The 24842-nt window shown below is 38.4% G+C and carries 23 protein-coding genes and 1 tRNA gene; 12 read left to right on the plus strand and 12 right to left on the minus strand.

Features of this window, described 5'->3' with window-relative positions; translation table 11 throughout:
- Positions 1-19: 19 nt before the first annotated feature.
- The 12 genes from J4051_RS15305 to J4051_RS15360 all read left to right on the plus strand — a co-directional run bounded on the left by J4051_RS15305 (position 20) and on the right by J4051_RS15360 (position 15216).
- Positions 20-1966, plus strand: a complete 1947-nt coding sequence (locus tag J4051_RS15305; RefSeq protein WP_208234777.1) for a penicillin-binding protein — start codon at positions 20-22, stop codon at positions 1964-1966.
- Positions 1966-3429 carry a UDP-N-acetylmuramoyl-L-alanyl-D-glutamate--2,6-diaminopimelate ligase gene (locus J4051_RS15310; protein WP_208234752.1) on the plus strand — a complete coding sequence of 488 codons (1464 nt, stop codon included), beginning with the start codon at positions 1966-1968 and terminating at the stop codon, positions 3427-3429. The genes J4051_RS15305 and J4051_RS15310 overlap by 1 nt, the downstream gene beginning before the upstream one ends.
- Positions 3430-3527: 98 nt before the next feature.
- Positions 3528-4769, plus strand: coding sequence for a phospho-N-acetylmuramoyl-pentapeptide-transferase (mraY, locus tag J4051_RS15315; protein ID WP_208234753.1), 1242 nt, complete (start codon positions 3528-3530; stop codon positions 4767-4769).
- A 167-nt stretch (positions 4770-4936) separates the two neighbouring features.
- Positions 4937-6274, plus strand: coding sequence for a UDP-N-acetylmuramoyl-L-alanine--D-glutamate ligase (murD, locus tag J4051_RS15320; protein WP_208234754.1), 1338 nt, complete (start codon positions 4937-4939; stop codon positions 6272-6274).
- A 57-nt stretch (positions 6275-6331) separates the two neighbouring features.
- A complete protein-coding gene (locus J4051_RS15325) occupies positions 6332-7525 on the plus strand; it encodes an FtsW/RodA/SpoVE family cell cycle protein (protein ID WP_208234755.1) in 1194 nt (397 codons plus the stop codon).
- A 101-nt stretch (positions 7526-7626) separates the two neighbouring features.
- The gene (gene murG / locus J4051_RS15330) at positions 7627-8760 is read left to right on the plus strand and encodes an undecaprenyldiphospho-muramoylpentapeptide beta-N-acetylglucosaminyltransferase (RefSeq protein WP_208234756.1); all 1134 of its coding nucleotides are present in this window, start codon (positions 7627-7629) and stop codon (positions 8758-8760) included.
- 2 nt (positions 8761-8762) lie between these two features.
- The gene (murC, locus tag J4051_RS15335) at positions 8763-10172 is read left to right on the plus strand and encodes a UDP-N-acetylmuramate--L-alanine ligase (protein ID WP_208234757.1); all 1410 of its coding nucleotides are present in this window, start codon (positions 8763-8765) and stop codon (positions 10170-10172) included.
- Between the two features lie 79 nt (positions 10173-10251).
- On the plus strand, positions 10252-10875 hold the full coding sequence (locus tag J4051_RS15340; protein WP_317192728.1) for a cell division protein FtsQ/DivIB: 624 nt from the start codon (positions 10252-10254) through the stop codon (positions 10873-10875).
- Positions 10876-10878: 3 nt separating this feature from the next.
- A complete protein-coding gene (gene ftsA / locus J4051_RS15345) occupies positions 10879-12207 on the plus strand; it encodes a cell division protein FtsA (protein WP_208234759.1) in 1329 nt (442 codons plus the stop codon).
- Between the two features lie 123 nt (positions 12208-12330).
- The gene (ftsZ, locus tag J4051_RS15350; protein WP_208234760.1) at positions 12331-14226 is read left to right on the plus strand and encodes a cell division protein FtsZ; all 1896 of its coding nucleotides are present in this window, start codon (positions 12331-12333) and stop codon (positions 14224-14226) included.
- A gap of 154 nt (positions 14227-14380) precedes the next feature.
- Positions 14381-14830, plus strand: coding sequence for a GatB/YqeY domain-containing protein (locus tag J4051_RS15355; RefSeq protein WP_208234761.1), 450 nt, complete (start codon positions 14381-14383; stop codon positions 14828-14830).
- A 312-nt stretch (positions 14831-15142) separates the two neighbouring features.
- Positions 15143-15216 (plus strand) — tRNA-Arg (locus J4051_RS15360).
- Positions 15217-15905: 689 nt separating this feature from the next.
- Here J4051_RS15360 and J4051_RS15365 read toward each other — a convergent pair.
- The 12 genes from J4051_RS15365 to J4051_RS15420 all read right to left on the minus strand — a co-directional run bounded on the left by J4051_RS15365 (position 15906) and on the right by J4051_RS15420 (position 24704).
- Positions 15906-16124 carry a hypothetical protein gene (locus tag J4051_RS15365; RefSeq protein ID WP_208234762.1) on the minus strand — a complete coding sequence of 73 codons (219 nt, stop codon included), beginning with the start codon at positions 16122-16124 and terminating at the stop codon, positions 15906-15908.
- 7 nt (positions 16125-16131) lie between these two features.
- Positions 16132-16446 (minus strand): rhodanese-like domain-containing protein, encoded by a 315-nt coding sequence (locus J4051_RS15370; protein WP_208234763.1) that lies wholly within the window; start codon positions 16444-16446, stop codon positions 16132-16134.
- Between the two features lies 1 nt (position 16447).
- Complete coding sequence (locus tag J4051_RS15375; RefSeq protein ID WP_208234764.1) at positions 16448-16732, minus strand: rhodanese-like domain-containing protein; 285 nt, start codon at positions 16730-16732, stop codon at positions 16448-16450.
- Between the two features lie 316 nt (positions 16733-17048).
- Complete coding sequence (locus tag J4051_RS15380; protein ID WP_208234765.1) at positions 17049-17768, minus strand: pirin family protein; 720 nt, start codon at positions 17766-17768, stop codon at positions 17049-17051.
- A 152-nt stretch (positions 17769-17920) separates the two neighbouring features.
- Positions 17921-18124, minus strand: coding sequence for a (4Fe-4S)-binding protein (locus tag J4051_RS15385; protein WP_208234766.1), 204 nt, complete (start codon positions 18122-18124; stop codon positions 17921-17923).
- Between the two features lie 257 nt (positions 18125-18381).
- Positions 18382-18666: a GNAT family N-acetyltransferase gene (locus J4051_RS15390; RefSeq protein WP_208234767.1), complete on the minus strand. Its 285-nt coding sequence runs from the start codon at positions 18664-18666 to the stop codon at positions 18382-18384.
- Positions 18667-18714: 48 nt separating this feature from the next.
- A complete protein-coding gene (locus tag J4051_RS15395; RefSeq protein ID WP_208234768.1) occupies positions 18715-19644 on the minus strand; it encodes a DUF5996 family protein in 930 nt (309 codons plus the stop codon).
- An 86-nt stretch (positions 19645-19730) separates the two neighbouring features.
- Complete coding sequence (locus J4051_RS15400) at positions 19731-20309, minus strand: NADPH-dependent FMN reductase (RefSeq protein WP_208234769.1); 579 nt, start codon at positions 20307-20309, stop codon at positions 19731-19733.
- Between the two features lie 85 nt (positions 20310-20394).
- Positions 20395-21273, minus strand: a complete 879-nt coding sequence (locus tag J4051_RS15405) for a pirin family protein (RefSeq protein ID WP_208234770.1) — start codon at positions 21271-21273, stop codon at positions 20395-20397.
- 591 nt (positions 21274-21864) lie between these two features.
- On the minus strand, positions 21865-22389 hold the full coding sequence (locus J4051_RS15410) for a YceI family protein (RefSeq protein WP_208234771.1): 525 nt from the start codon (positions 22387-22389) through the stop codon (positions 21865-21867).
- Positions 22390-22971: 582 nt separating this feature from the next.
- The gene (locus J4051_RS15415) at positions 22972-23565 is read right to left on the minus strand and encodes a Crp/Fnr family transcriptional regulator (protein ID WP_208234772.1); all 594 of its coding nucleotides are present in this window, start codon (positions 23563-23565) and stop codon (positions 22972-22974) included.
- Between the two features lie 578 nt (positions 23566-24143).
- Positions 24144-24704 (minus strand): hypothetical protein, encoded by a 561-nt coding sequence (locus tag J4051_RS15420; RefSeq protein ID WP_208234773.1) that lies wholly within the window; start codon positions 24702-24704, stop codon positions 24144-24146.
- Between the last annotated feature and the right edge of the window lie 138 nt (positions 24705-24842).

Genomic DNA, 24842 nt, shown 5'->3' on the forward strand with positions numbered 1-24842 from the left:
GTATTTTGTAGCAGGCATCATGTTTGTCTTTGCATTGGCTGTGGTATTCAAATTGTTTACCATTCAGATGGTGCATGGTGATAAATACCGTGACTTAGCTGAGAAGCGAACGGTTAAAAATGTTACTATTCCTGCCAATCGTGGTAATGTGTATGCGTCTGACGGAAGTTTGTTGGCAACGTCCATTCCAAAATATGACATCCGTTTTGATGCTTTGACTCCAACCAATAAAACTTTTGAGGCCTACTTAAAGCCTCTGAGTGATTCTTTATCCAAATATACTGGAAAATCATCGGCGTATTATGAAAAGGAGTTGCGTAAGGCAAGAGCTAATAAAAACAGGTATTTTCTACTGGCAAGAAACATCAGCTATACAGATTATGCGAGGCTTCGAAATTTCCCACTATTAAGTCTTGGTGCCTTTAGAGGTGGGCTCATTGTGGAACAAACGACAAAGCGTGAACATCCCATGGGAGGAATTGCGCAACGTTCTATTGGATATGAGCGTATAGATAAAGATGGCCACTATGTGAGAGCTGGTATTGACGGCGCATTTGGCGAAATGTATTTAAGAGGTAAGGATGGCCATCGTATGAAACAAAAAATCGGGAAAGGGCAATGGAAGCCAATTACCGATTATAATGAGATAGAGCCAAGAGATGGCTATGATGTGTATACGACCATAGATGTCAATATTCAGGACATTGCACATCATGCCTTGTTGGAGCAGCTCGAAAAATATAAGGCAGATCATGGTTCCGTTATTGTTATGGAAACCAAAACAGGTGAGATTAAAGCAATCTCGAATCTAGGCAGAAATGCTGACGGACATTATTATGAGCGCTTAAATTACGCGGTGGGCGAGAGCAATGAGCCTGGATCTACATTCAAGATCATGGCCATTACCGCAGCTTTGGAAGACAAGGTGATTGATACCAGTGATGTTGTCGATACCCAAAAGGGTGTGTTGAGCTTTTATGGTAAAAAAGTAAGAGATTCCAAGCATGGTGGCTATGGTAAAATAACTATTGCAAAAGCAATCGAAGTGTCCTCAAATACAGCAATTGTAGCGGCTATTGATAAGGCTTATAAAGATCAGCCTAGTAAATTCATCGACCGGTTGTACGCCATGAACTTGAACAATAGCTTGGATTTGCCAATTGTTGGCGAGCCAGATCCCATAATTCCAGATCCAAGAATTAAAAACGGGCGTTGGAGTGGGATTGCATTGCAGTGGATGGCTTATGGTTATGGGGTTTCGTTTACGCCATTGCAAACTTTGACTTTTTATAATGCGATTGCCAATAACGGCGAAATGGTAAAACCGCAATTTCTTCGTGAAGTCCGCGAATTTGATAAAACCATTGTGCCTTTCAAAAAAGAGGTCATCAATCCTAAAATCTGTTCACAGGAAACAGTTGATAAGGTTAAAAAGCTATTGGAAAACGTTGTTGAGCATGGCACGGGGAGCAAGTTGTATTCGCCTAGTTTCTCAATGGCGGGAAAAACCGGAACCTGTCAAAAGGATTATGCCAATAAGGATAAATTGAGTTATATCTCATCGTTTGCAGGGTTTTTTCCGGCAGATAATCCAAAATATTCCTGTATCGTCGTCATTCATGAACCAGATAAAAGTGTTGGTTATTATGGTGCCGATGTGTCTGGGCCAGTCTTTAAGAAAATCGCACAAAAAATATTTACAGATACACCTATCACTGATGAGGTCGAAACTTTGAATTTCCAAAATTCAATAGTGAACAAGGATTTCGAAAACTATTATGACGTCGCCCAAACCCACAAAACCATCATGCCTGATGTGACGGGAATGCCAACTATGGATGCCTTGGCACTTTTGGAGAATATGGGGTTAAAAGTAAAGATTGAGGGTGTAGGTGTGGTCAAAAAGCAATCTATTGAAAAAGGCGTCAAAGTAAAACGTAATCAAGAAGTCTATTTAGATATATAATGGCACAATTAAAAGACATATTGTATAAGGTCACCATCAACGCTGTTGTTGGTAGTACGAGCGTGCAGGTCAATGCCATTGATTTCGATTCTCGGAACATTGCCCAGAATGATGTTTTTGTCGCCATTAAAGGTAGCATTACTGATGGCCATAAATTTATCGATTTAGCGATTGAAAAGGGTGCCATCGCCATCATTTGCGAGGCTCTGCCAGAAACTTTACAAAATGGAGTGACTTATATAGAAGTTGAAAGTGCGAGTAGAGCACTAGCTTTTATGGCAGCCAATTTTTATGATAATCCTTCAAGCAACTTAAAATTAATTGGAGTAACAGGTACGAATGGCAAGACCACAATAGCCACGTTATTATACCATTTATTCAAGAAAGCAGGGTTTAAAGTAGGTTTGTTGTCGACAGTTAAAGTGATGGTAGATACCAAAGAGTATCCTGCCACACATACGACGCCTGATTCCTTGACCATCAACAAGTACTTGAGTATGATGAGTGTTGCTGGGGTTGAATTCTGCTTTATGGAAGTGAGTTCTCATGGTATCCATCAAAATAGGACAGAAGGGCTTCATTTTGAAGGTGGGATTTTTACAAATCTGTCGCACGACCATTTGGACTATCACAGCACTTTTGCCGAATACAGAGATGTGAAAAAATCATTTTTCGACAATTTACCTAAGGATGCTTTTGCGTTGGTCAATATTGACGATAAGAATGGCTTGGTCATGCTTCAAAATACAAAAGCGAGAAAGTATACCTACGCCTTGAAAACCTATTCTGACTATAAGGCACATATTTTAGAAAACCAATTTAACGGTCTTCTGCTTAAAATTAATGAGAATGAGGTATGGACGCGCTTAATTGGCAATTTTAATGCCTACAATATTTTAGCTATTTACGCTGCCGCAGATTTGTTAGGACTTGAAAAGGTGGAGAATCTGCGTTTGATCAGCGAGTTGGAAAGCGTGTCAGGACGATTTCAGTATTTGATTTCTGAAGGAAAAATAACCGCCATAATTGATTATGCGCATACACCCGATGCTTTGCAAAATGTATTGGAAACTATCAACAGCATTCGCACTAAAAACGAGGAATTGATTACTGTAGTTGGTTGCGGTGGGGACAGGGATAAAACGAAACGTCCTAAGATGGGGCATATCGCTTCAGCTTTAAGTACAAAAGTGATTTTCACAAGTGATAATCCACGAAGTGAAGTCCCTGAAACAATTATAGAAGACATTGAAAAAGGCGTGGAGCCGCAGAATTTCAAGAAAACGGTTTCCATTACCGATAGAAAACAAGCCATTAAAACTGCTTGTCAAATGGCGCAACCCAATGACATCATCCTCATTGCGGGAAAGGGCCATGAAACCTATCAGGAAATCAAAGGCGTCAAAAGCGATTTTGATGATTATAAAATAGTTCAGGAATTTCTGAAACAGCTCGGAAAGTAAGAATTAAGAATTAAGTACAAAGTATTAAGAGAAAACTAAAAACTAAGTTTCATCAGCAAACTAGAAACTTTAAACCAAAAACAAGAAACCAATAAAAGATGCTTTATTACCTCTTTGAATATTTAAAACAACACTTTGATTTTCCCGGATCTTCCCTCTTCGGATTTATCACGTTTAGGGCGGCCATGACGATCATTTTGTCGTTGCTGATATCAACGATATATGGTAAGCGTATTATTAAGTTTTTACAAAAGCAGCAAGTAGGAGAAACCATTAGGGATTTAGGATTGGATGGTCAGGTTGAAAAAGCAGGGACGCCTACCATGGGTGGGATCATCATCATTATTGCCACGCTTATTCCGGTGATCTTGTTCGCTAAAATTGATAATATCTATATCATTTTATTGGTTGTCACCACGCTTTGGATGGGGGCAATTGGATTTTTGGATGATTATATTAAAAAATTCAAGAACGATAAAGAAGGGTTAAAGGGGCGGTTTAAAGTATTAGGACAAATTGGATTAGGAATTATTGTTGGCGCGACGCTTTATTTTCATGAAGACGTTACCATTAGAGAGAAGCTGCCAACGGCACAACAAAAGGAAATCTTGGCTGACAATCCTAATGTAGAAGCAGCGAAGCTGTTTCAAGCGGAAGAGAAGTCGACAAAAACAACAATTCCATTTGTCAAGGAAAATGAATTTAATTACGCTCGTTTGATGACTTGGATCAGTCCAAGCTTGGAAAAGTATACGTGGATTATTTTCATTTTGGCGACCATTTTTATTATTACCGCGGTGTCAAATGGAGCGAATCTAACGGATGGCATAGATGGGCTGGCAGCAGGAACGTCGGCCATAATTGTACTTACATTGGGGATTTTTGCATGGGTTTCTGGAAACATTATTTTTTCAGATTATCTCAACATCATGTTTATCCCAAGGGTGGAAGAGATCACTATTTACATCGCTGCATTTGTAGGAGCGCTTATAGGGTTTCTATGGTATAATACGTATCCGGCACAAGTGTTTATGGGGGATACAGGTAGTTTGACCATAGGGGGGATTATTGCAGTAATTGCCATTGCAGTGCGTAAAGAATGGTTGATTCCAGTGTTGTGCGGTATTTTTTTAGTGGAAAATTTATCAGTGGTCATGCAAGTAGGTTGGTTTAAATATACCAAAAAGAAATATGGCGAAGGACGACGAATTTTTAAGATGGCACCATTGCACCATCATTATCAAAAATCCGGCTACCACGAAAGTAAAATCGCCACGCGTTTTTGGATTGTCGGGATTTTGCTTGCGATTGTATCGATTGTGACGTTGAAAATCAGATAGTTTAATTCTTGTGAAGGCAGGAATCTTAGTGTTTAAAAGATGATTTTGAAAGTCAAGAGCAATGAGTAATAAATAAAGTTAGTAAACAGTAATGTTTTAAAACTCTCTTCTTTTCCAAAGGCAGGGAGTTTTGAAATCGAAATTTAACAATAATCATTCGTGAATTCGTGGTAAAAACGAGGTTGGTCATTTTAGGAGGTGGAGAAAGCGGTGTCGGAACAGCGCTATTAGGAAAGGCAAAAGGTTACGACGTATTCCTTTCGGATAAAGGAAAGATTAAAGAGAAGTACAAGGAAGTTCTTATACATAATGAGATTGAATTTGAAGATGAACAGCATACAGAGTCTAAGATTCTTGATGCAGACATCGTGATGAAAAGTCCAGGGATTCCTGATAAAGTGGCTTTGGTGAAGCAAATAAGAGAGAAAGGGATTCAGGTGGTTTCTGAAATTGAATTTGCATCAAAATTTACCAATGCAACTATTGTAGGGGTTACAGGAAGTAATGGCAAGACGACGACAGCCAGCCTAATCCATCATATTCTGAAACAAGAATTGGAGGTAGGCTTGTCTGGCAATATTGGTAAAAGTTTTGCGCAGCAGATTTTGGAGCATGATTATCCAAATTATGTGCTGGAAATCAGTAGTTTTCAATTGGACGATATCGTCGATTTTAAACCACATATAGCTGTTTTGCTGAACATCACACCAGATCATTTGGATCGATATGATTATAAGTTTGAGAATTATATCACATCAAAATTCAGGATTGTCATGAATCAAACCAAAGACGATTACCTGATTTACGATGCCGACGATGAGGTGATCGTTGAATGGCTCAAATCACATAAAATTCAATCCACATTATTGCCATTTTCATTGGCGAAAATTATTGAGAATGGCGCGTATTTAGACAAAGAAGAAATTAAAATAACGATAGATAACAATCAGATAATTATGTCAACAACAAATTTAGCTTTAGAGGGTAAGCACAATATAAAAAACCAAATGGCTGCATCAACCGTAGCGCATTTGTTGAAAATAAGAAAACAGACCATCCGTGAGAGTTTAGAAAATTTTCAAGGTGTTGAACACCGTTTGGAGAAAGTATTAAAAATAAATAAGGTTCGATATATCAATGATTCGAAGGCAACCAATGTCAATGCTACTTATTTTGCTTTAGACAGCATGGAATCGCCAACCATTTGGATTGTTGGAGGTGTTGACAAGGGCAATGATTACAGAGAATTGTTTCCCTTTATTAATGAAAAGGTAAAAGCAATCATCTGCCTTGGTGTGGATAATGAGAAGCTACTGAACACTTTTGGAAAGATGGTCGATACCATTGTAGAGACACAGTATATGAGTGAAGCAGTTAAAATCGCATACAAGATAGCTGAGACTGGTGATACGGTATTGTTGTCTCCAGCATGTGCAAGCTTTGATTTGTTTGAGAATTACGAAGATAGAGGACGACAATTTAAAGACGCTGTAAGAAATTTGTAAAACAGAAAAAATAAATAAAATGAAAGTTTTTCCAATTAGGAAAGTGTCGGAATAAGCATGGACGCAATATATAAAAACATAAAAGGAGATCGGTTGATTTGGGCAATTGTCGCATTGTTGGCAATTTTCTCATTCCTTCCTGTTTACAGTTCTTCCAGTAATTTGGCATATACTGCCAGTTCTGGAAGTACCTTCTCGTTTTTTGTAAAGCATTTCATGCACCTATTCTTGGGTTTTGCCATTATGTATGGCGTCCATCGAGTGCCTTATCGTTATTTCAGGGGGCTTTCCATGGTCATGATGCCTATTGTTTTGATATTATTGGTGATGACCATGTTTCAAGGGAATACTATCGAGGGCGCAAACGCAAGCAGATGGATCCAAATTCCAATCGTGGGGATGTCCTTTCAAACATCCACGTTTGCCGCTGTAGTGTTGATGGTATATGTGGCGCGATATCTATCAAAAATTCAAGATCGGGACATTAGCTTTACGGAATCCATTTTACCATTATGGATGCCAGTTTTTTTAGTGCTGATATTGATTCTTCCTGCCAACTTCTCAACTGCGGCCATTATGTTTTCTATGGTCATGGTGTTGACATTTATCGGTGGTTATCCAGTTCGTTATCTGGTGGTCATCATTGGTACTGGGGTTTTGGTTTTAGGCTTATTTGTTTTGACCGCAAAAGCATTTCCAGAGGTGATGCCAAATCGTATTGATACTTGGATGAGCCGTATTGAAAACTTTTCAAATGGCGAGGACACAGAAGCGGATTACCAAATTGAAAAAGCAAAAATTGCAATTGCGACAGGCGAAATAACAGGATTGGGTCCAGGTAAAAGTGTTCAAAAGAACTTTTTGCCACAATCGTCATCGGATTTCATTTTCGCGATTATTGTGGAAGAATATGGCTTGATAGGTGGGTTGGTTATTTTGGTGGTGTATTGTTGGTTGCTTTTTAGGATTGTGATCATCGCACAAAAATCAGATACGGTTTTTGGAAAATTAGTGGTGCTTGGTGTGGGCTTGCCTATCGTGTTTCAAGCGTTCATCAATATGGCGGTGGCGGTAGAATTGTTCCCGGTAACGGGACAAACTTTGCCATTGATCAGTAGTGGAGGGACCTCTATTTGGATGACCTGTATGGCTATTGGCATTATTTTGAGTGTCAGTGCAAAGCGGGAGGAATTGAAAGAACAAGAAGAAGGGTTGGATAATCCCCTGGAAATATTGAGTGAGGCAATTTGATCAACCTGCAAGGTTTTAAAAACCTTGTAGGTTTAAAAACGTAATAAAATAAATTATAAAGCTCCAGCATTTTATTTAAGCTGTTAGAATTTAAAATAGAAGTGACAAAAAAAGAAACATACAAAATCATTCTCTCGGGAGGCGGTACCGGAGGACATATCTATCCTGCCATTGCTATTGCCAATGAGTTGAAATCACGATTTCCGGATGCGGAGTTTCTTTTTGTTGGTGCTTTGGATCGGATGGAGATGGAGAAAGTGCCTCAGGCAGGTTACAAAATTGAGGGACTTTGGATTTCGGGAATTGAACGTAAGTTGACTTTAAAAAATATGGCTTTTCCGGCAAAATTGATTGTTAGTTTATTGCGGGCAAGAAAAATTATTAAAAATTTTAAACCGGATGTTGCTATAGGAACTGGTGGTTTTGCGAGTGGACCACTATTGCAGATTGCCACTTTCAAAGGCATTCCGAGTTTGATTCAGGAGCAAAATTCGTTTCCAGGCATTACCAATAAGCTATTGGGTAAAAAAGTAGATAAAATTTGTGTAGCCTACGATGGATTGGAGCGCTTTTTTCCAAAAGATAAATTAATTAAAACGGGCAATCCTATTCGTCAGGATTTATTGCAGATTGATAATAAGTCGGTAGAGGCAAAGGATGTCTTTAAGCAAAAGCATGGCAAGCATACCTTACTTGTTTTAGGAGGTAGTTTGGGAGCAAGACGGATCAATGAATTGATTGAAAAAGAATTGGAATTTTTTCAAACCCAAAATGTTCAAGTGATCTGGCAATGCGGGAAGTTGTATTACGAAATTTATAAAAAGTATAATACGACTGAAAATGTACAAGTGCATGCTTTTTTGAATAACATGGATTTAGCTTACGCCGCTGCAGATTTCATCATTTCGAGAGCGGGAGCAAGTTCTGTTTCGGAATTATGTGTGGTAGGAAAGCCGGTCATTTTCATTCCATCACCTAATGTTGCTGAAGACCATCAAACCAAGAATGCCATGGCTGTTGTTGATAGGGGTGCGGCATTATTGATTAAAGAAGCGGATTTAGATGTCGATTTTGAAAACAGATTTGCACAGTTGGTAGCTTCCCCAGAAAAGCAACAAGTACTAAGTGAAAATATAAAGAAATTAGCTTTGGTAAACGCGACAAAAGATATCGCGGATGAGGTTGAGAAACTCTTATCCCATCTTCCGTCTTCCCAAAGGGAAGAAACTAAATAAGGATGAATAAAAAGAATCTAAATATAGAAAACAATGCTAAAGCCCTTCCCTTGGTGAAGGGTTTGGGATGGGCTAACGTCTATTTCATCGGCATCGGAGGTATCGGAATGAGCGCGCTTGCACGATATTTTATTGCGGAAGGCAAGTCGGTGGCTGGTTATGACCGAACCAAGACGGACATCACAGTTGCTTTGGACGAACTTGGAGCGGAGATTCATTTTGAGGATGCCATTGAGAAAATACCATCGGCATTCTTGAATCCGAAAGATACTTTAGTCGTTTATACACCTGCAATCCCTAAGGGCCATCTGGAGTTTAACTATTTTAAAGATCATGACTTTGAAGTATTAAAGCGTTCAGTAGTTCTTGGAGAAATCACTAAAAACACGTTTTGCTTGGCGGTTGCTGGAACTCATGGCAAAACGACAACAACGAGTATTTTAGGACATTTGCTCTATGAATGCAATGTTCCTGTTACTGCGTTTTTAGGAGGTGTGAGTGAGAATTATAATTCAAACTTCATACTAAGAGGTACTGAAGTGACCGTTGTTGAAGCTGATGAATTTGACCGTTCGTTTCTCACCTTATCACCGGATATGGCTGGCTTGACCTCCATGGAGCCCGATCATCTTGATATTTATGGTGAAGCTGAAGAACTTGAAAAATCATTTATTGAGTTTACAAAAAAATTAAAACCAAACGGTAAGTTGTTTGTTAAAAATGGTTTACCAGTTGAAGGTATTACTTACGGAATAGAAGATGATTCTGATTATTCCGCTCAAAACGTAAAAATCATCAATGGCAGTTATGAGTTTGACGTAAAAACGCCAAATGGAACACTGCACAATTTTAGATTTGACCTACCTGGCAGACATAATCTGTCGAATGCACTAATGGCCTTGGCGATGTCTGTCGAATATGGCATCCCTCACCAGCAGCTCGCCAAAGCTTTAGCATCTTACAAAGGGGTCAAACGACGCTTTACCTATCAAATCAAAACTGACGATTTGGTGTTTATTGATGATTACGCACATCATCCTGGAGAAATCAATGCGGTGCACCAAGCGGTTAGGGAAATGTATCCAGGGAAAAAGGTGTTGGCTATTTTTCAGCCGCATTTGTATAGTCGGACCCGTGATTTCGCAGACGATTTTGCAAAAAGCCTTTCACAATTTGACCAGATTCTATTGCTCGATATTTATCCTGCAAGAGAATTGCCAATGGAGGGGATCACATCGGATTGGTTATTGACAAAAATTGAAAATAAGAACAAGAAATTAGTCCAGAAATCGGAGTTGATTTCAGAAGTATTGGCCTCAGATGCTCCTGTCATTTTGACTATAGGGGCAGGGGATATTGGAGAGCAAGTAAAATATATAAAACGAGCTTTAGAACTTGAAAATAAATTATAATTATATAAAAATCATTGGATTGCTTTTTTTGGTAATCTTTCTTTTCGCGTTTTCCTCCGTTCGGAATTCAGCCAGAAAAGTGAGTGAACCGAATATTAAATTCTTGGGTGATGAGAATTTATTTGTAACGCATGACGCTGTTAGTAAGTTGTTAATACAAAACCAGCAAAGTGTTTCCAATAAGCCTAAAGAAACTATAGCTTTGAACGACTTGGAATCTGCCCTGAACGCCAATGTCATGATCAAGCGCGCGCAAGTGTTCATCAACGTTGATGGCACATTGACTGCTGAGATCGAGCAAAAGAAACCTATAGCAAGAGTCAGTACTAATGCGTCTTATTATATTGATGATGAAGGTTCTTATATGCCGTTATCAACAAATTACTCGTCAAGAGTACCCTTAGTTACTGGTTTTGTGCTTAAAAATGAATTATATAACGTGTTCGTTGTTGCTAAAAAGGTTCAAAGCGATGAGTTTTTAAAAAAGCATGTTACAGAGATTCACCAGAAGGAAAATGGAAACATTGATCTAAAATTTAGATTAAATGATTTTAGGATACAGTTGGGTTCGTTGGACCAATTGGATAAAAAGATAAATAATCTTAAGGCTTTCTACCAAAAAGCGATGAAAGATGGTACTTTAAATAATTACAGTGCCGTTAATCTCAGATTTGATAAACAGGTTATAGGTACCAAAAAGTAAAAGATGGAAAATAATAAAATTTCAGTAGGATTGGATGTAGGTACGACGAAGATCGTCGCTATGATCGGTCGTAAAAATGAATATGGCAAGGCCGAAATTTTAGGAATTGGAAGAGCCAAGAGTTTGGGTGTGCACAGGGGCGTTGTCAATAATATCACGCAAACCATTCAATCAATTCAACAGGCTGTTCAAGAAGCAGAGGCAGAGAGCGGGGTGAAAATTGAAGAAGTAACAGTTGGGATTGCAGGTCAGCACATCAGAAGTTTACAGCACAGCGATTATATCACACGTTCAAATTCTGAATTGGTGATTGATGAAGAGGACATTGACCGATTGATCAACCAAGTTCACAAACTGGTGATGCTCCCTGGAGAGGAGATCATCCATGTATTGCCTCAGGAATATAAAATTGATGGCCAAGCCGAAATCAAGGAACCTATTGGAATGTATGGCGGCCGATTGGAAGCCAATTTCCATGTGGTTGTAGGTCAGGTGTCATCCATCAGAAACATTGGTCGTTGCGTGAAGAGTTCAGGCTTGGAGTTGGAAGGCATTACTTTGGAACCTTTGGCATCGGCAAACGCCGTTTTGAGTCAGGAAGAGAAAGAAGCTGGTGTAGCGTTGATTGATATAGGAGGTGGTACAACAGATTTAGCTGTTTTTAAAGATGGTATCATTCGTCATACAGCAGTCATTCCTTTTGGCGGCAATGTGATTACTGAAGACATCAAAGAAGGCTGTTCCATCATTGAAAAGCAAGCCGAATTATTAAAAATAAAATTTGGTTCCGCATGGCCGGGAGAAAATAAGGACAATGAGATTGTTTCCATTCCCGGACTAAGAGGAAGAGAGCCAAAGGAAATTACACTTAAAAACCTATCCAAAATAATTCATGCACGTGTTGTGGAGATTGTTGAACAGGTATATGTTGAAATTAAAAATTACGGTCACGAAGAGCAAAAGAAGAAGCTTATCGCAGGTATTGTTTTGACTGGTGGCGGCGCACAGCTTAAACATTTAAAACAGTTGGTGGAATATATCACAGGCATGGACACCAGAATAGGTTTTCCAAATGAGCATTTGGCAGGTGATAGCGATGAGGAGATTGCGAGCCCATTGTATGCCACGGCAGTTGGTTTGGTTATGGACGGATTAAAACGTCAGGAACGCAAGCGCATAGAAAAAGCAGAAGCCGAAGAAGCAGCTGATGAGGTGATAGCGTCTTCACCTGAAGTTGAAGAAGAAGTGGTCAAACCACCAAAAAGAGAACGACGAACATTTTTAGATAAATTGACAGAGCGTGTCAAAGATTTTTTAGATAACGCGGAATAGGGACAAGTCGCGACTTGTCCCCAACCGGCATGCCCTGTACAGACAGGTCGCGACCTGTACGTACAGAACAAAAAAAGTAGATTACAAATATTAATTAAGAATCCAGAAAAAACCCAAAACATTATGAGCAATAAAAATGAATTTGGAAACATCGCATTCGATTTGCCAAAAAACCAATCCAACGTCATAAAAGTGATCGGAGTAGGCGGCGGCGGCGGTAATGCCATTAACCATATGTTTCAACAAGGAATTAAAGGTGTTGACTTTGTCATCTGCAACACCGATTCCCAAGCACTGCACAACAGCGGTGTCCCAAATAAAATTCAGTTAGGTGTAAATTTGACCGAAGGTCTCGGTGCAGGCGCAAACCCAGAAGTGGGGGAGCAGGCAGCAATTGAAAGTTTAGAAGATATCCGTAGAATGTTGGATACCAATACAAAAATGGTATTCATCACCGCTGGTATGGGTGGAGGAACAGGTACTGGTGCTGCCCCTGTTATTGCAAAGATGTCCAAAGAACTGGAAATACTTACCGTCGGTATTGTGACGATGCCATTTCTATTTGAAGGTAAGATAAGAAACGAACAGGCACAAAAAGGAATTGAGACTTTAAGGGCCCATTGTGATTCTTTAGTGGTCATCAACAACAATAAACTTCGTGAAGTTTATGGAAACTTGGGCTTTAAAGCCGGTTTTTCAAAGGCTGATGAGGTATTGTCAACCGCTTCAAGAGGTATTGCGGAAGTGATAACGCATCACTACACTCAAAACATTGATTTACGTGATGCTAAAACCGTTTTAAGCAATAGCGGAACTGCCATTATGGGGTCTGCAACAGCATCTGGCAAAACACGTGCTCAGGATGCCATCATGAAGGCATTAGATTCACCACTATTAAATGATAATAAAATTACTGGAGCCAAAAACGTATTGTTGCTCATCGTCTCGGGTGTTCAGGAAATTACTATTGATGAAATTGGAGAGATCAATGATCATATTCAAAATGAAGCCGGACATGGTGCAAACATCATTATGGGTGTTGGTGAGGATGAAAAATTGGAGGAATCTATTTCTGTAACCATTATTGCTACTGGATTTGATATTGAACAACAGGACGAAATTTCAAATACAGAGACCAAAAAGGTCATTCATGCTTTGGAAGACGACAGTAATGACGTTGAAGTTAAAGAACGTGGGCCTGCGATTATTACGCCTGATATTGTTCTTGAAAAGGAAGTAGAAAAAGTAGTGGTCCATACTTTAGTAGAAGAGGAAGAGAAGAAGGATATTAAGATGGGTTTGATTCCAACTACCGAGTTCATCAAAAACCTTAATGTTGTTTATGACGAAGTTTTAGACAATATTGAAGAAGAGGACTTTGTTATCACTCCAATTGAGTCTAAAGTAGAAGCACCAAAAGAGATTTTTGAGGAAGATGAGCAGATCACACTAACTTTTGATTTGCCTCTGTTCAATCAGAAAACTGAGGAGACTCCAAAAAATGAAAACCGAATTCTCTTTGAACTGGATAACGAAACGAAAAACATGAAAGTTCGTGATCACGTCGAAATCATCTCAGTGACTCAAGCTGATGAAACAGGTGAAAAACGCTATGCTCTCGATGATTTCATGACTTACGAGTCTTCAATTAATAAGTCGAAAACGAAACAACAGCCTGAAGTTGAGGAGGATATTGTATTTGAGAAGAAGGTACTTCCAACTCAAGAGGAAACCATTGCTCCAGATGAGGTTGACCCTATGACCAGTCCAATTTCCGACATGTTAAAAGAACGTGCTGATGAAAGACGACGTAAAATGAAAGATTTTAATTATAAATTCAGTTCAGCAAAAGTTGATGAAATTGAAAAGGAACCAGCATATAAACGTCAAGGTGTAAATCTCGATGATAATAGGTACTCTTCAGATTTGAAGGCTTCTAGAATGTCAGTTGGTCTTGATGATAACGACGATATTCAATTGCGAAGTAACAATTCATTCTTACACGATAACGTAGATTAATAGCAAACATATCCCTGCGAAAGCAGGGATTTTAACATTGAATTATTAATCAGTAGAATAAAAACCAGTTAAAACTATTTACAAATATCCTGTGATTCCCCCATCGAACAGTCCTTACTTTTTATTATCTTCGCAGCATCAAATAAATTAGACCATGAGTTTGCAAGAAGATTTAATGACTGCCCTGAAGGCAGCGATGAAGAGTAAAGATCAAGAAGCTTTGGCGGCTTTAAGAGCCATAAAATCTGAAATCCTTCTTGCACAGACAGAAACTGGTTCTAAGGAAGAAATTTCAGAGGAACAAGAGATTAAGATCTTGTCAAAGTTGGTGAAGCAGCGTAAGGATAGTGCGGCTATCTATACCGAACAAAACAGAAATGATTTGGCAGAACCAGAATTGGCACAAGCAGAAATAATCAGTCAGTTTTTACCAGCACAGCTAAGCGAAGCAGAAATTGAAAAAGTAGTTGTTGAGGCGATCCAAAAAATTGGCGCTGAAGGTATGAAAGATATGGGCAAGGTGATGGGAATTGTCAATCAGCAACTGGCAGGAAAAGCTGATGGCAAAACGATATCGACGATAGTAAAGGCTAAATTGGCTTAAAAATAAAGGTTCTTTGAGATCGCATTATAAGGATTGTAATCAATAGAGGAGAACAACAAAGGATAGTACAGGTTGGGTTAACCTAAAAGGAGATCCCTGCTTTCCTGTCTGCCATGAGGTTGGAATTATTGTATTTTGAAAATTGAAAAGATTGTTTCAGATATACTTTATGACGTGAAATTGATCGATAGTATTATGTGTCATACCAATAATATGACAAACCTTTTGAAGAAACCAGTCAAGTAAGACGGAAATAATAATAGAATAACCTAATTAGTTTAAAAAGAGATCCCTGTTTTCGCAGGGATTAATGGCCACGTAGCTCAGCTGAATAGAGCACTGGATTTCGGCTCCAGCGGTCGTGGGTTTGAATCCCGCCGTGGTCACGAATAAGTAGTTAAATAAGAAAAAACGCCAAGCTCGCTTGAGCGTTTTTTCGTTTTAACTACTTTCAAAGCGGAACGCTTTGGGATCTATAATCCCTTGCCAAGCTTGCTTGAGCGTTTTTTCGTTTTAACTACTTTCAAAGCGGAACGCTTTGGGATCTATAATCCCCTTTTCAATCTCGCTTGAGCGTTTTTTCGTTTATTATTTTTTAAAAACGTAGCTTTAAGGAATCTTCAATCCGATTGCTCAAGGTAGTTGAGTGATTTTCGTTTTATTATTTTTAGCCCGTAAATGAGAAGGTGTTCCAGGGGACATCAATACTTCCGTGGTCACTTTTAGCATCTTCAAAGGATGTCAAAACCAAGCAAGTTGTAGGACTTGCTTGGTTTTTAGGTTTTTAAAGGCTCATTTAATTTGATATGATCTGAATTAAAATGGTAGTTAGAAAGAGATTTTATTTATAAAAGAGACCTGAGGTCCCTTTTAAATAAAAATAACCTAAATTTATTGAAGTAGTGATTTGACTTTCGTCTTAAAAGATTGTTCCATTTAAAGACGACGACTATTCTTAATTTAGGACATCTCTCGTCCACTTTTGAGCCGATGTTCAAAATAAAAAACTAGTATTAGTTTATGTGGACCTACAGTAAAATAAAATAATTTTTAAAGGAAGGTAAGTGGTGTTTTGTTACTGTTTATGATTTGCACTAGGCTTTACTTCACAACTCCCAGTGGCACAATTTCCTCCTGCACAAGCAAGTCCGAAGAGACCCATAGCGGCAGGCCAAGTGCCAAGTACAACTCCAATCCATTCGCCTTCCAGCGCACTTTGAACGATTACCCAAGTTCCTATAAGAAAGTAGGCTGCTCTTATCCAGGTCCACCTAGTGAAAATCCTATTTAGCATATTGTAATTAAATTTTATTATTAAGTGAAGACCAGCCTCCGCCGTTGTATACCTGTGTGAATCCCTTTGATTTTAGCAGGTTTTTTGCTGAAGCACTTCGCATCCCAGAGGCACAACAGGTGATGACTGGTTTATCTTTATTTTTAAGTTTATTAAGGTTTGCAGCTAACGTTTGCAAAGGCATGTTTTTGCAGCCTTTAATGTGGCCACCCTTGAACTCTGCTGCGCTCCTTACGTCTATAATAACGCCACCTTCTTTTAGAAGTTGACTGTAGTTTGGCGCTGGTTTTATTCCTAAAAGCGCTTTAAGTTTTGAGATCATATTATGCGTTTTGTGCGGTTAAATGATTTACTTCTAACCAAGAGCCTCCATTGATACAGTTCACACCCTGACGGCTTAAAAAACCCTCTGCTTGGCCACTTCTATTTCCAGTGGCACAGCATAAAATCAAAGGTGTTTTCATTTCTTTGAGATCTTCTATTCTATTTGGGATTTCATTAAGAGGGATATTCACAGCTCCAGAAACACTGCCTCCCATAAATTCCGTGGGAGTACGCACATCTACAATAGTGCCTTCGCTATATTTAATTGTTTGTTCTCTATTCATAATTGTGTTTTTTGATAAAATTTATTAACATCAATGGGCTTGCCCCGAGCTTCTTGATTGAAATCAGCCTAAATAAGCTCCTGATTTATGTCTGCAAAATTAAATCTAAATTACTCGGCCCACAGTTACTTGGGTTACTTAAGAGCACTTACTAGCATTTTAGAAAGCAAGGTTTTAAAAAGAAACTAATTTTATGGGATATTTAAATGATTAATTGGGATAAATAGAATAAAGTTAAAAAACGCAATCGTCGCATATAGTTCTGATTGCGTTTTCATTTGCGAGTGCTTTGTCTAAAATTGACCTACAGTATTGCTTATTGAGGCAGGGACATCGGCACTTCCATTAAAAGAATCTCAGAGTTTTCGAGTGCTTCTAATTTGAATGAATCCGTATCGCTAATGCCCAATCCGTCTCTTTTTTCTAAAACTTGATCTCCTATTTTAGCCTTACCTTCAAGAACAAATACATACACGCCATTTCCTTCCTGCTTTACCTTGTATTCCTTAGCGACTCCTTGATCAAATTTAGCTAAATGAAACCAGGCATCTTGATGGATCCAAACGCCTTCATCATCTTTGTTAGGTGAAACAATTTGCTGAAAATCATTGGGTTTTGCATTATCTGCCACAGTTATTTGTCCGTAACGAGGTTCTACATTCATTTTGTTAGGGATCACCCAAATCTGTAAAAACTTGACGGGCTGGTCAGGATTGTTATTAAACTCTGAGTGCATCACACCTGTACCAGCACTCATTACTTGAATATCACCAGCTTTAATGATGGTCTCATTACCCATATTATCCTTGTGTTTAAGATCCCCTTCTAGTGGAATAGAAATAATTTCCATGTCCCTATGCGGATGCGATCCAAAACCTTGACTTTGAGAAACGATGTCATCGTTTAATACGCGTAACACTCCAAAGTTCATACGCTCTGGGTTGTGGTAATTGGCAAAACTAAAGGTGTGTCTTGATTTAAGCCAACCATGATTTGCATTTCCTCTTGTGTCTGCTTTATGATGTATAATCTTCATTCTTTTTTGCTTTGTTTTTTAATTTTGTACGTTTTTTAGATGAGATCATAGTAGTGCCGTCAACGGACGATATATTAGAAGTTATGAAACTCCGTTCCATTTCTCACTTTAATTCCCATTAGTGGATTTAAATACCCCGAGGGTCTTGGTTATTATTTAATGCTCAGCGCTCCCGAAGGGCATTTTGAAACCTGGTCAATTAGCGCTTTCGTAGTGGCATTTTCAGGCTTTATCCAAGGTCTGTCTTTTGGATTGTAAACTTTGGGTAATGTTTTTACACATATTCCCGAATGGATGCATTTTTCAGCTTTCCATAAAATGGTTATTTCTCCGTTTGAATATTCTTTTGTGTCCATAATTTGATTTTTAGTTAAAGGTTAAAACCTTGCTTCCGATTGTTATCGGCTTTATTGCCGCTGTTTTATTTTCTATAAATGTTTTAGCCACTAATAATTTTGTGTTTTTTCATATTCTTGACCAGTTATTTTGCAAAGCAGAATTTCAGTCTGCCAATATGAAACTATGGATTTCCAATCCACAATGGTTTAGTCCCACCAGTGGGTTTTAATACCCCGAGGTTCTTGATTTATAACTTATGTCTTTCCATTAAGGCTTATGCCAAAACGTCTCCTATACTTTTATCCCGATCAAATCTGCTTTTTGCATAAGGGCAAAGTGGAATGATTTTAAGGTCGTTGTCCCGTGCATACGCTACGCCTGCCATGACGAGTTCTTTTGCGAATCCTTTTCCGCCAAATTTATCTTCTACACCAGTGTGGTCGATAATAAATTTGTCCTTACCTGCCCACGTGTAAGTCATTTCTCCAGCTTCTTCGTCATTGTAATAAATAACGAACCGTCCTTTTTTACCGTTATCTTCTCGTTCTATTGTTGTCATAACATGTTCTGTTTATCAATTATTAAGATTTTATATGGTGATGATATATTACAAATCCTCCAGATCAGGGACTCTGAATTTTTCAATATTCCAATTGGCTTTTTTGGCTCCCGCCTGATAGGTCGACTCTAAAAAATTGAGCAAATCTTGTCTTGGGTTTTCTGATTCTAACAAGTTTTTATATTTCAGAAGTGCCATCGGGCTACCGTTGCTGTCGATCCATTCTGCTGAAGCGGGCTTTATCGATTCCTTATCTATACCATCAGGCGAAGGATAGGTATAGGAATAGAATGCGGGTTCCGGAACATTCTCATCACCTGCCCAAAAGCCAAAACTGATGCATTCGTGTGTATACGCATCCTTGTCCGATAGTCTTGCATCCGCTGGCATAGGTGGTGCTTCGTTGCCAGAGAATCGTGTGACCACTAAATCAAATGAATGCCAATACAAATGCACAGGACAGGTCTTGCCATAAAAACGACCGCCGAATTCTTTAAAAACATTGGATATCCATAGCATTGTTCTCCATAAATCCTTCGTGTATTCCTTGTCGTAATGATGGTATTCAGTAATTCTGGAAAAGGGCTTGTCAATTCCTAAATCAAAAGGCACATCAACAATGTCTACCGAAATATTGAGTTTTTCCAGTATTCCCATCAACTTTTTATAGAAATCGGCCACAGTAAGTTTATCGTGAAGAGCGAAGTGCTCAAAATCTCCTCGGCTTGTGTTGACTTCCAGTTGATGCTTTTGGATATTTATGGTCATATCAAACTGATCTGCTCCTGAATTGTAGGGGATAGGACTCGTTGAGAATCCACGAGTTTCTATATATTCAGTAATGTACCACCAATGATTTTTTCGAGGTGCCATCTTCAGACGAATTTTACCCATAATCTGTAGAAACAGGTGTAGGGTCATTTTCTTTTGGACATTCTCCTTATAGGGAAGAATGGGTAGCTTAAGTTGATTTTTCATAATACGTTTATTTTAGATGAGAATTCATTTAAACATTTCAATTCCTGAAAAGCTGAATAACTTATCAGTTTAACGCTAAAAGTTAATCATTCTCCCGCATTTTCACGCATATTTTTTAAGGCTTTTGTCCATTTCTTCAATGAGTTCAGCATTAGGTTTGCTGATTTCTCCAAAGGTGCATTGGCTTCAAAAACATCATTTTCATTGATAAATTGCGTAAAAAAGGGAATATTGACAGCTTGGGGCAAGGGCATCATGCCTAAGGTGGTTACGGGCAGTTTTAAATCTTGAACCGCTCTAGTTCCTCCAGAAACGCCACCGTAACTCACAAAAGCCATGGGTTTCTCACCCCATTCCACAGATAGATAATCCAGAGCATTTTTCAATGTGGCGGGATAGCCATAGTTATATTCCGGAGTTACGATTACAAAGGCATCTGCAATATCAATGGTTTTACTCCATTTTTTAGTATGTGCTTTGGTGTATTTCTGTAATCTTGGATGCTCCGGCTCGTCCATAAATGGGAGATTTATTTCTTTTAAATCCAATAGTTCTATTTCAAAATCGGAGTGTTGTTTTGCGATTTCTAAAAACCAATCGGCAACGATAGGCCCTTTGCGTGTTGGTCTGGTGCTGCCGATAATGATTTTGAGTTGGTATTTCATCTATTATTATTACTATTTATTGTTATTACTATTAGTTATTTACGATAAGACTTATGCGACTGGTTTTATGAGAAGGATTATGTTACTAATCTTCCAAATAACCAAATTTCCCTAAATTAAAATCGTTGAAGGCCTCCATCAACTCCTCTCTGGTGTTCATTACAAAAGGTCCTTGTGCTGCAATAGGCTCGTTAATGGGCTCGCCACTTAAAACTAAGACTACGGCATCATCACTGGCTTCAATTTCGAAAGTTTCACCGTCGTTGGCCATTAGGGCCAAATGGTCTGTTGGTATTTCTTCTTTCCCATTGATTATAATTTTGCCTTCGATAACAAGGAGTACCGTATTGTATTCTGACGGGAATTGAAAATCGGCTTTACCGTCTCTGTTCAGTTTGGCATTGAACATATGGACGGGAGTAAAGGTTGAGGCTGAACCTTTTGTGCCCTTGTATTCGCCCGCGATAACCTCAATAGTTCCAGCGTCATCCTGCAATTCATAGCGGCTGATATCCTTGTATTTTATGGCTTGGTATTTTGGTTCGGTCTTTTTGTCCTTGGCGGGCAAGTTTACCCAGAGCTGTACCATTTGGAAGTCGCCACCTTTTTTGCTCCATTCGGCTTCGTGGTATTCTTTGTGTAATATGCCTTTGGCTGCGGTCATCCATTGAATATCACCTTCACCTATGATGCCGCCACCGCCACTACTGTCATGATGGGCTACTTTGCCCTTGTAGGCTATCGTTACCGTCTCAAAGCCCTTGTGTGGATGAACACCGACCCCTTTTGGCTTATCGGAAGGTGGGAATTTATAGGTTGAATTATAATCCAACATAATAAAAGGATCCATCCGTTGCATATCCAAGCGAAAACCGCTCGGTATGAAGTTGTGTACCCTAAAGCCATCGCCAACAAAATGTGGCTCGCGTGGGCTTGCTACTAATTCTACTGTTTTTGTTTTCATTTTATGGGTATTTTTATATTTTTTAATGTAACCAATCAGTCTAATAGAAAAATTAATATATTTCAAGCCTTCTTTACCCCTCTCTAAAGGGTGAAAGGCTTGAAATGTTTAGAGCCTATGTAAAACAAGAGTGTCTCAAGCCATTACTGATTAGTTACGTTTTAATTAGTGAAACTCAATTTTTAAAAGTTGCGAAGCAATGCATTTAAAATTGATAGTCGTCCCAGTAGCTATCGGGATGCTCCGCTGAAAAGCGGGAACTTTGGGTTTAATTTGCCGAGGCTCTGCCTCGTCTTATTTTTTTGGAATTGATCACCACGAGGTAGTTTTATTTTATAGGCCAACGCCTAATTACCGATAACGACCAAATTGTCACGTTGAGCGCAGTCGAGACGCTTCATCAGCGGGTTTTAATACCCTATACTTTTGATTTTGCTTTATTGACTACGCTCAAAGTGACTAAACAGATCGGCATTTTAACCCTTATTCGGGTATAATTCCCCAGGTTCTGCCACCTTCTGTTTTATTGGAATTTTCCTGCTTGTCAGCAAACAGGGAATTTCGAATTTGGAATTTCGAATTTAATTCTGATTACTGCTTGATAAATTGAAGATTGGCTATCAATCTCACTTTATCACTCACCACAATACTACCTGCTTCAGTTACTGCGTTCCAGCTTAAGTTAAAGTCCTTACGGTTAATTGATCCTTCAGCTTCAAAACCAGATTTGGTCTGGCCGTATGGATCGACAGCTACCCCGTTGAAATCAACGTTAAGAGTAACTTCCTTAGTGATGTCTCTAATGGTCAAATCGCCGACCATTTTTTCTCCGTCAAAAGATTTTGATTTGAAAGAGAGCTTAGGGAATTTCTCAGCATTGAAAAAGTCATCCGACTTTAAATGCGTGTCTCTATCGCTGTTTTTTGTATTGATGGAGTCGATTTTAGCATCGAAACTGAATTGTGCATTTTTAAAAGTGTCATCAGCTGCTTCAATAGCGGCGTCAAATTCTCCGAAGCTACCTGTTACTGTTGAAATCATCATGTGTTTTACTTTGAATTCAATTTCTGAATGTGTTGGATCTACTTTCCAAGTTGTTTTTCCTGTTGTTTGCATTATTTTAAGATTTATATGTTAAACATTTAATTTGATACAAACATACACTACAATATACTGCTGTGCATTGATGTATGATAAGAAGTGACTTATCTGAAAGTCAGTTGCTTAAGGTGAAATCTTGAATGGTACCTGATTGGCCTTGTTCGAAACGCTTTATCTTCAAGTTAAAGATTAAAACCGCATAATTTCATTGTACTGCTTAAGTTTCTATGAATAATTTAGCCACGTCCCAATTGCTATCAGGATCACGAATAATTATGTGTTTTTTCGTATTCTTTACCAGCTATTTCACGAAGCAGACTTTCAGTCTGCAGAGTAAGACTATGGACAGGGTGAGCTATGGGTTTCCAGTATATGTTGGTTATAGGTTAGCCCTATTGACTTAATAGTCATGTTGAGCGCACCCGAGAAGTTGTATTCTTATCTGTGGGCTTTAATCCTCGCAGGCTATTGATTCCGTCCAACCTAAACATAGAAGTTGCCTGAATATGGAGTTAGTCCTGTTATTTGATATATAATTACCCACAAAAAGGAAGATGAACCATATTCAACGCTGCGGCATTGATGTGGGATAAGGAATTAGTTCCTGAAATTTTTCCGCGCCAATTCTTTTCGGACACGGCTTAAACTCTCCGGGGTAATGCCCAAATAAGAAGCGACCATAATTTGGGGAACTCGTAAAAGTATATCGGGGTACATTTCAATAAACTGGAGGTAACGTTCCTCTGCGCTAGCGCTTAATAACATATTGACCCGGTTCTGTAAATGGCGAATGTGGTTGTGAAGCAATTTGTTATTAAATTCTATAAAGGCAGGGATTTTTTCTGAAAGCCTAGCGATGAAATCCTCATCTATCAGTACGACTTTGCTGTCTTCTTGGGCTTGTATATAATAGGTGGAGGATTCGTTAAAATAGGCGCTCTCCCTATCGGATACAAACCAATTTTCGGGAGCAAAGGATATCGTGTGCTCTTTGCCTTTACTGTCTATAGAATATTGTCTTAAAAGTCCATTTTCGACAAAAAATGTGTGCTTGCTATATTCATTTGCCCTTAATAAAAACGCTTCTTTTTTGACATTTTTAATCGTGCAGTTTTCAACGATTGGCAAAATATCATGTTCATCAACTTCAAGATTTGAACTCAGGTATTTTATTAGTTTGAGACGGTCCATGAATGTTCGGAATGTTGGATTTGATTAGTGTCTATTATTTTGATGAATCAAAATTACATTTTTAACTCATAGGTTCTAAAAATAAGTGATTTCAATTTAATTTTATAATTGCTTATTTATTTCCATGGGGTATAGCATGAATTCTTGTTTTCGAACATGATTTATTGATTTTGTATAATAGGAGTATCTATGGAGAATGACCGTTTTGATTCGTCTTAAGACAACTATACATGTTATTCAATAAATCCTAATATAATTATACAGTTAAATTTATTTGAAATTGCCCGCCCGACCGTAGTTTAAGCGAAGGCGGGCAGCTTTAGTGGAGGCGGGAAATTGAAATTGAATTTGAAGTTGAAGCCGAACCTTTAAATCTGCAACTTTAATCGTAATGAAAGCGTATTGAAATTGAAGAAGTCAATGCTATTTAGCCATGGACCAACTTTGAACCCGAAACTTAAAATCTGGAATCATAACTGTTTAATAAAAAAAAAGACTTCAAGTTATAAAACCTGAAGTCTTTAATGAGGCAAAGCATTTGCCTATTCTTTATATTTGCTGCCAGCTTTCTTTTAAACTTACAGACGGAAAATCATCATTAATGAATGTTGAAAGTGGTTGTTGGCGTATAATTTTTTAGCAAGCGCAAATTTCGAAGTAGATTGAAAACGTACACCGATGTCTTGATTAAACCAATATTGAACGCCAACGGATAGGTTTGCAGTGGAAGTCATGTCATCCACATAGAGTAGGCCCAGTCCTCCACTCAAGTACAGGTCAAGTTGCTCTGAATCAAACAGATGATCGGTGAAAATCCATTTTAAATTGGCGTTTGTAGAAAAATAGGTGAGATTTTGAGGTGCGGTACCTTTATTAATATAGTTTCCTGCTTTATACCCATTAAGACTGATATCTAGTTCTGCAGCAAATTCTTTATCCCATTGATATTCAAGGGCAACAGCAAGTGGGAATCTGAAAGCATAATCTCCTAATCTTTTAAAAGGATTTTCCGTATTTAAGCTTCCAACAGTATTGACACCAACACTAGCTTTCCAGTTTTTTTCAAAACTATAAAACCTTTGAGCATTAACAGTATATCCGATAACGGAAATAAACAAACAAATAATTATCTTTTTCATAAAAAAGCTTTGGGACAAAAGTAATCCTTTACTTCTAATACTCCAAGCATAACAACTAAGTTTTTTTAGGAAGATTATTTAATTTTGACTCCTATTTTATTTATTAGAATATGCTTTCTATAACTTTTATTATAGAAT

Source organism: Gelidibacter pelagius, from assembly GCF_017581925.1.
GTDB classification, from domain to species: Bacteria; Bacteroidota; Bacteroidia; order Flavobacteriales; family Flavobacteriaceae; genus Gelidibacter; species Gelidibacter pelagius.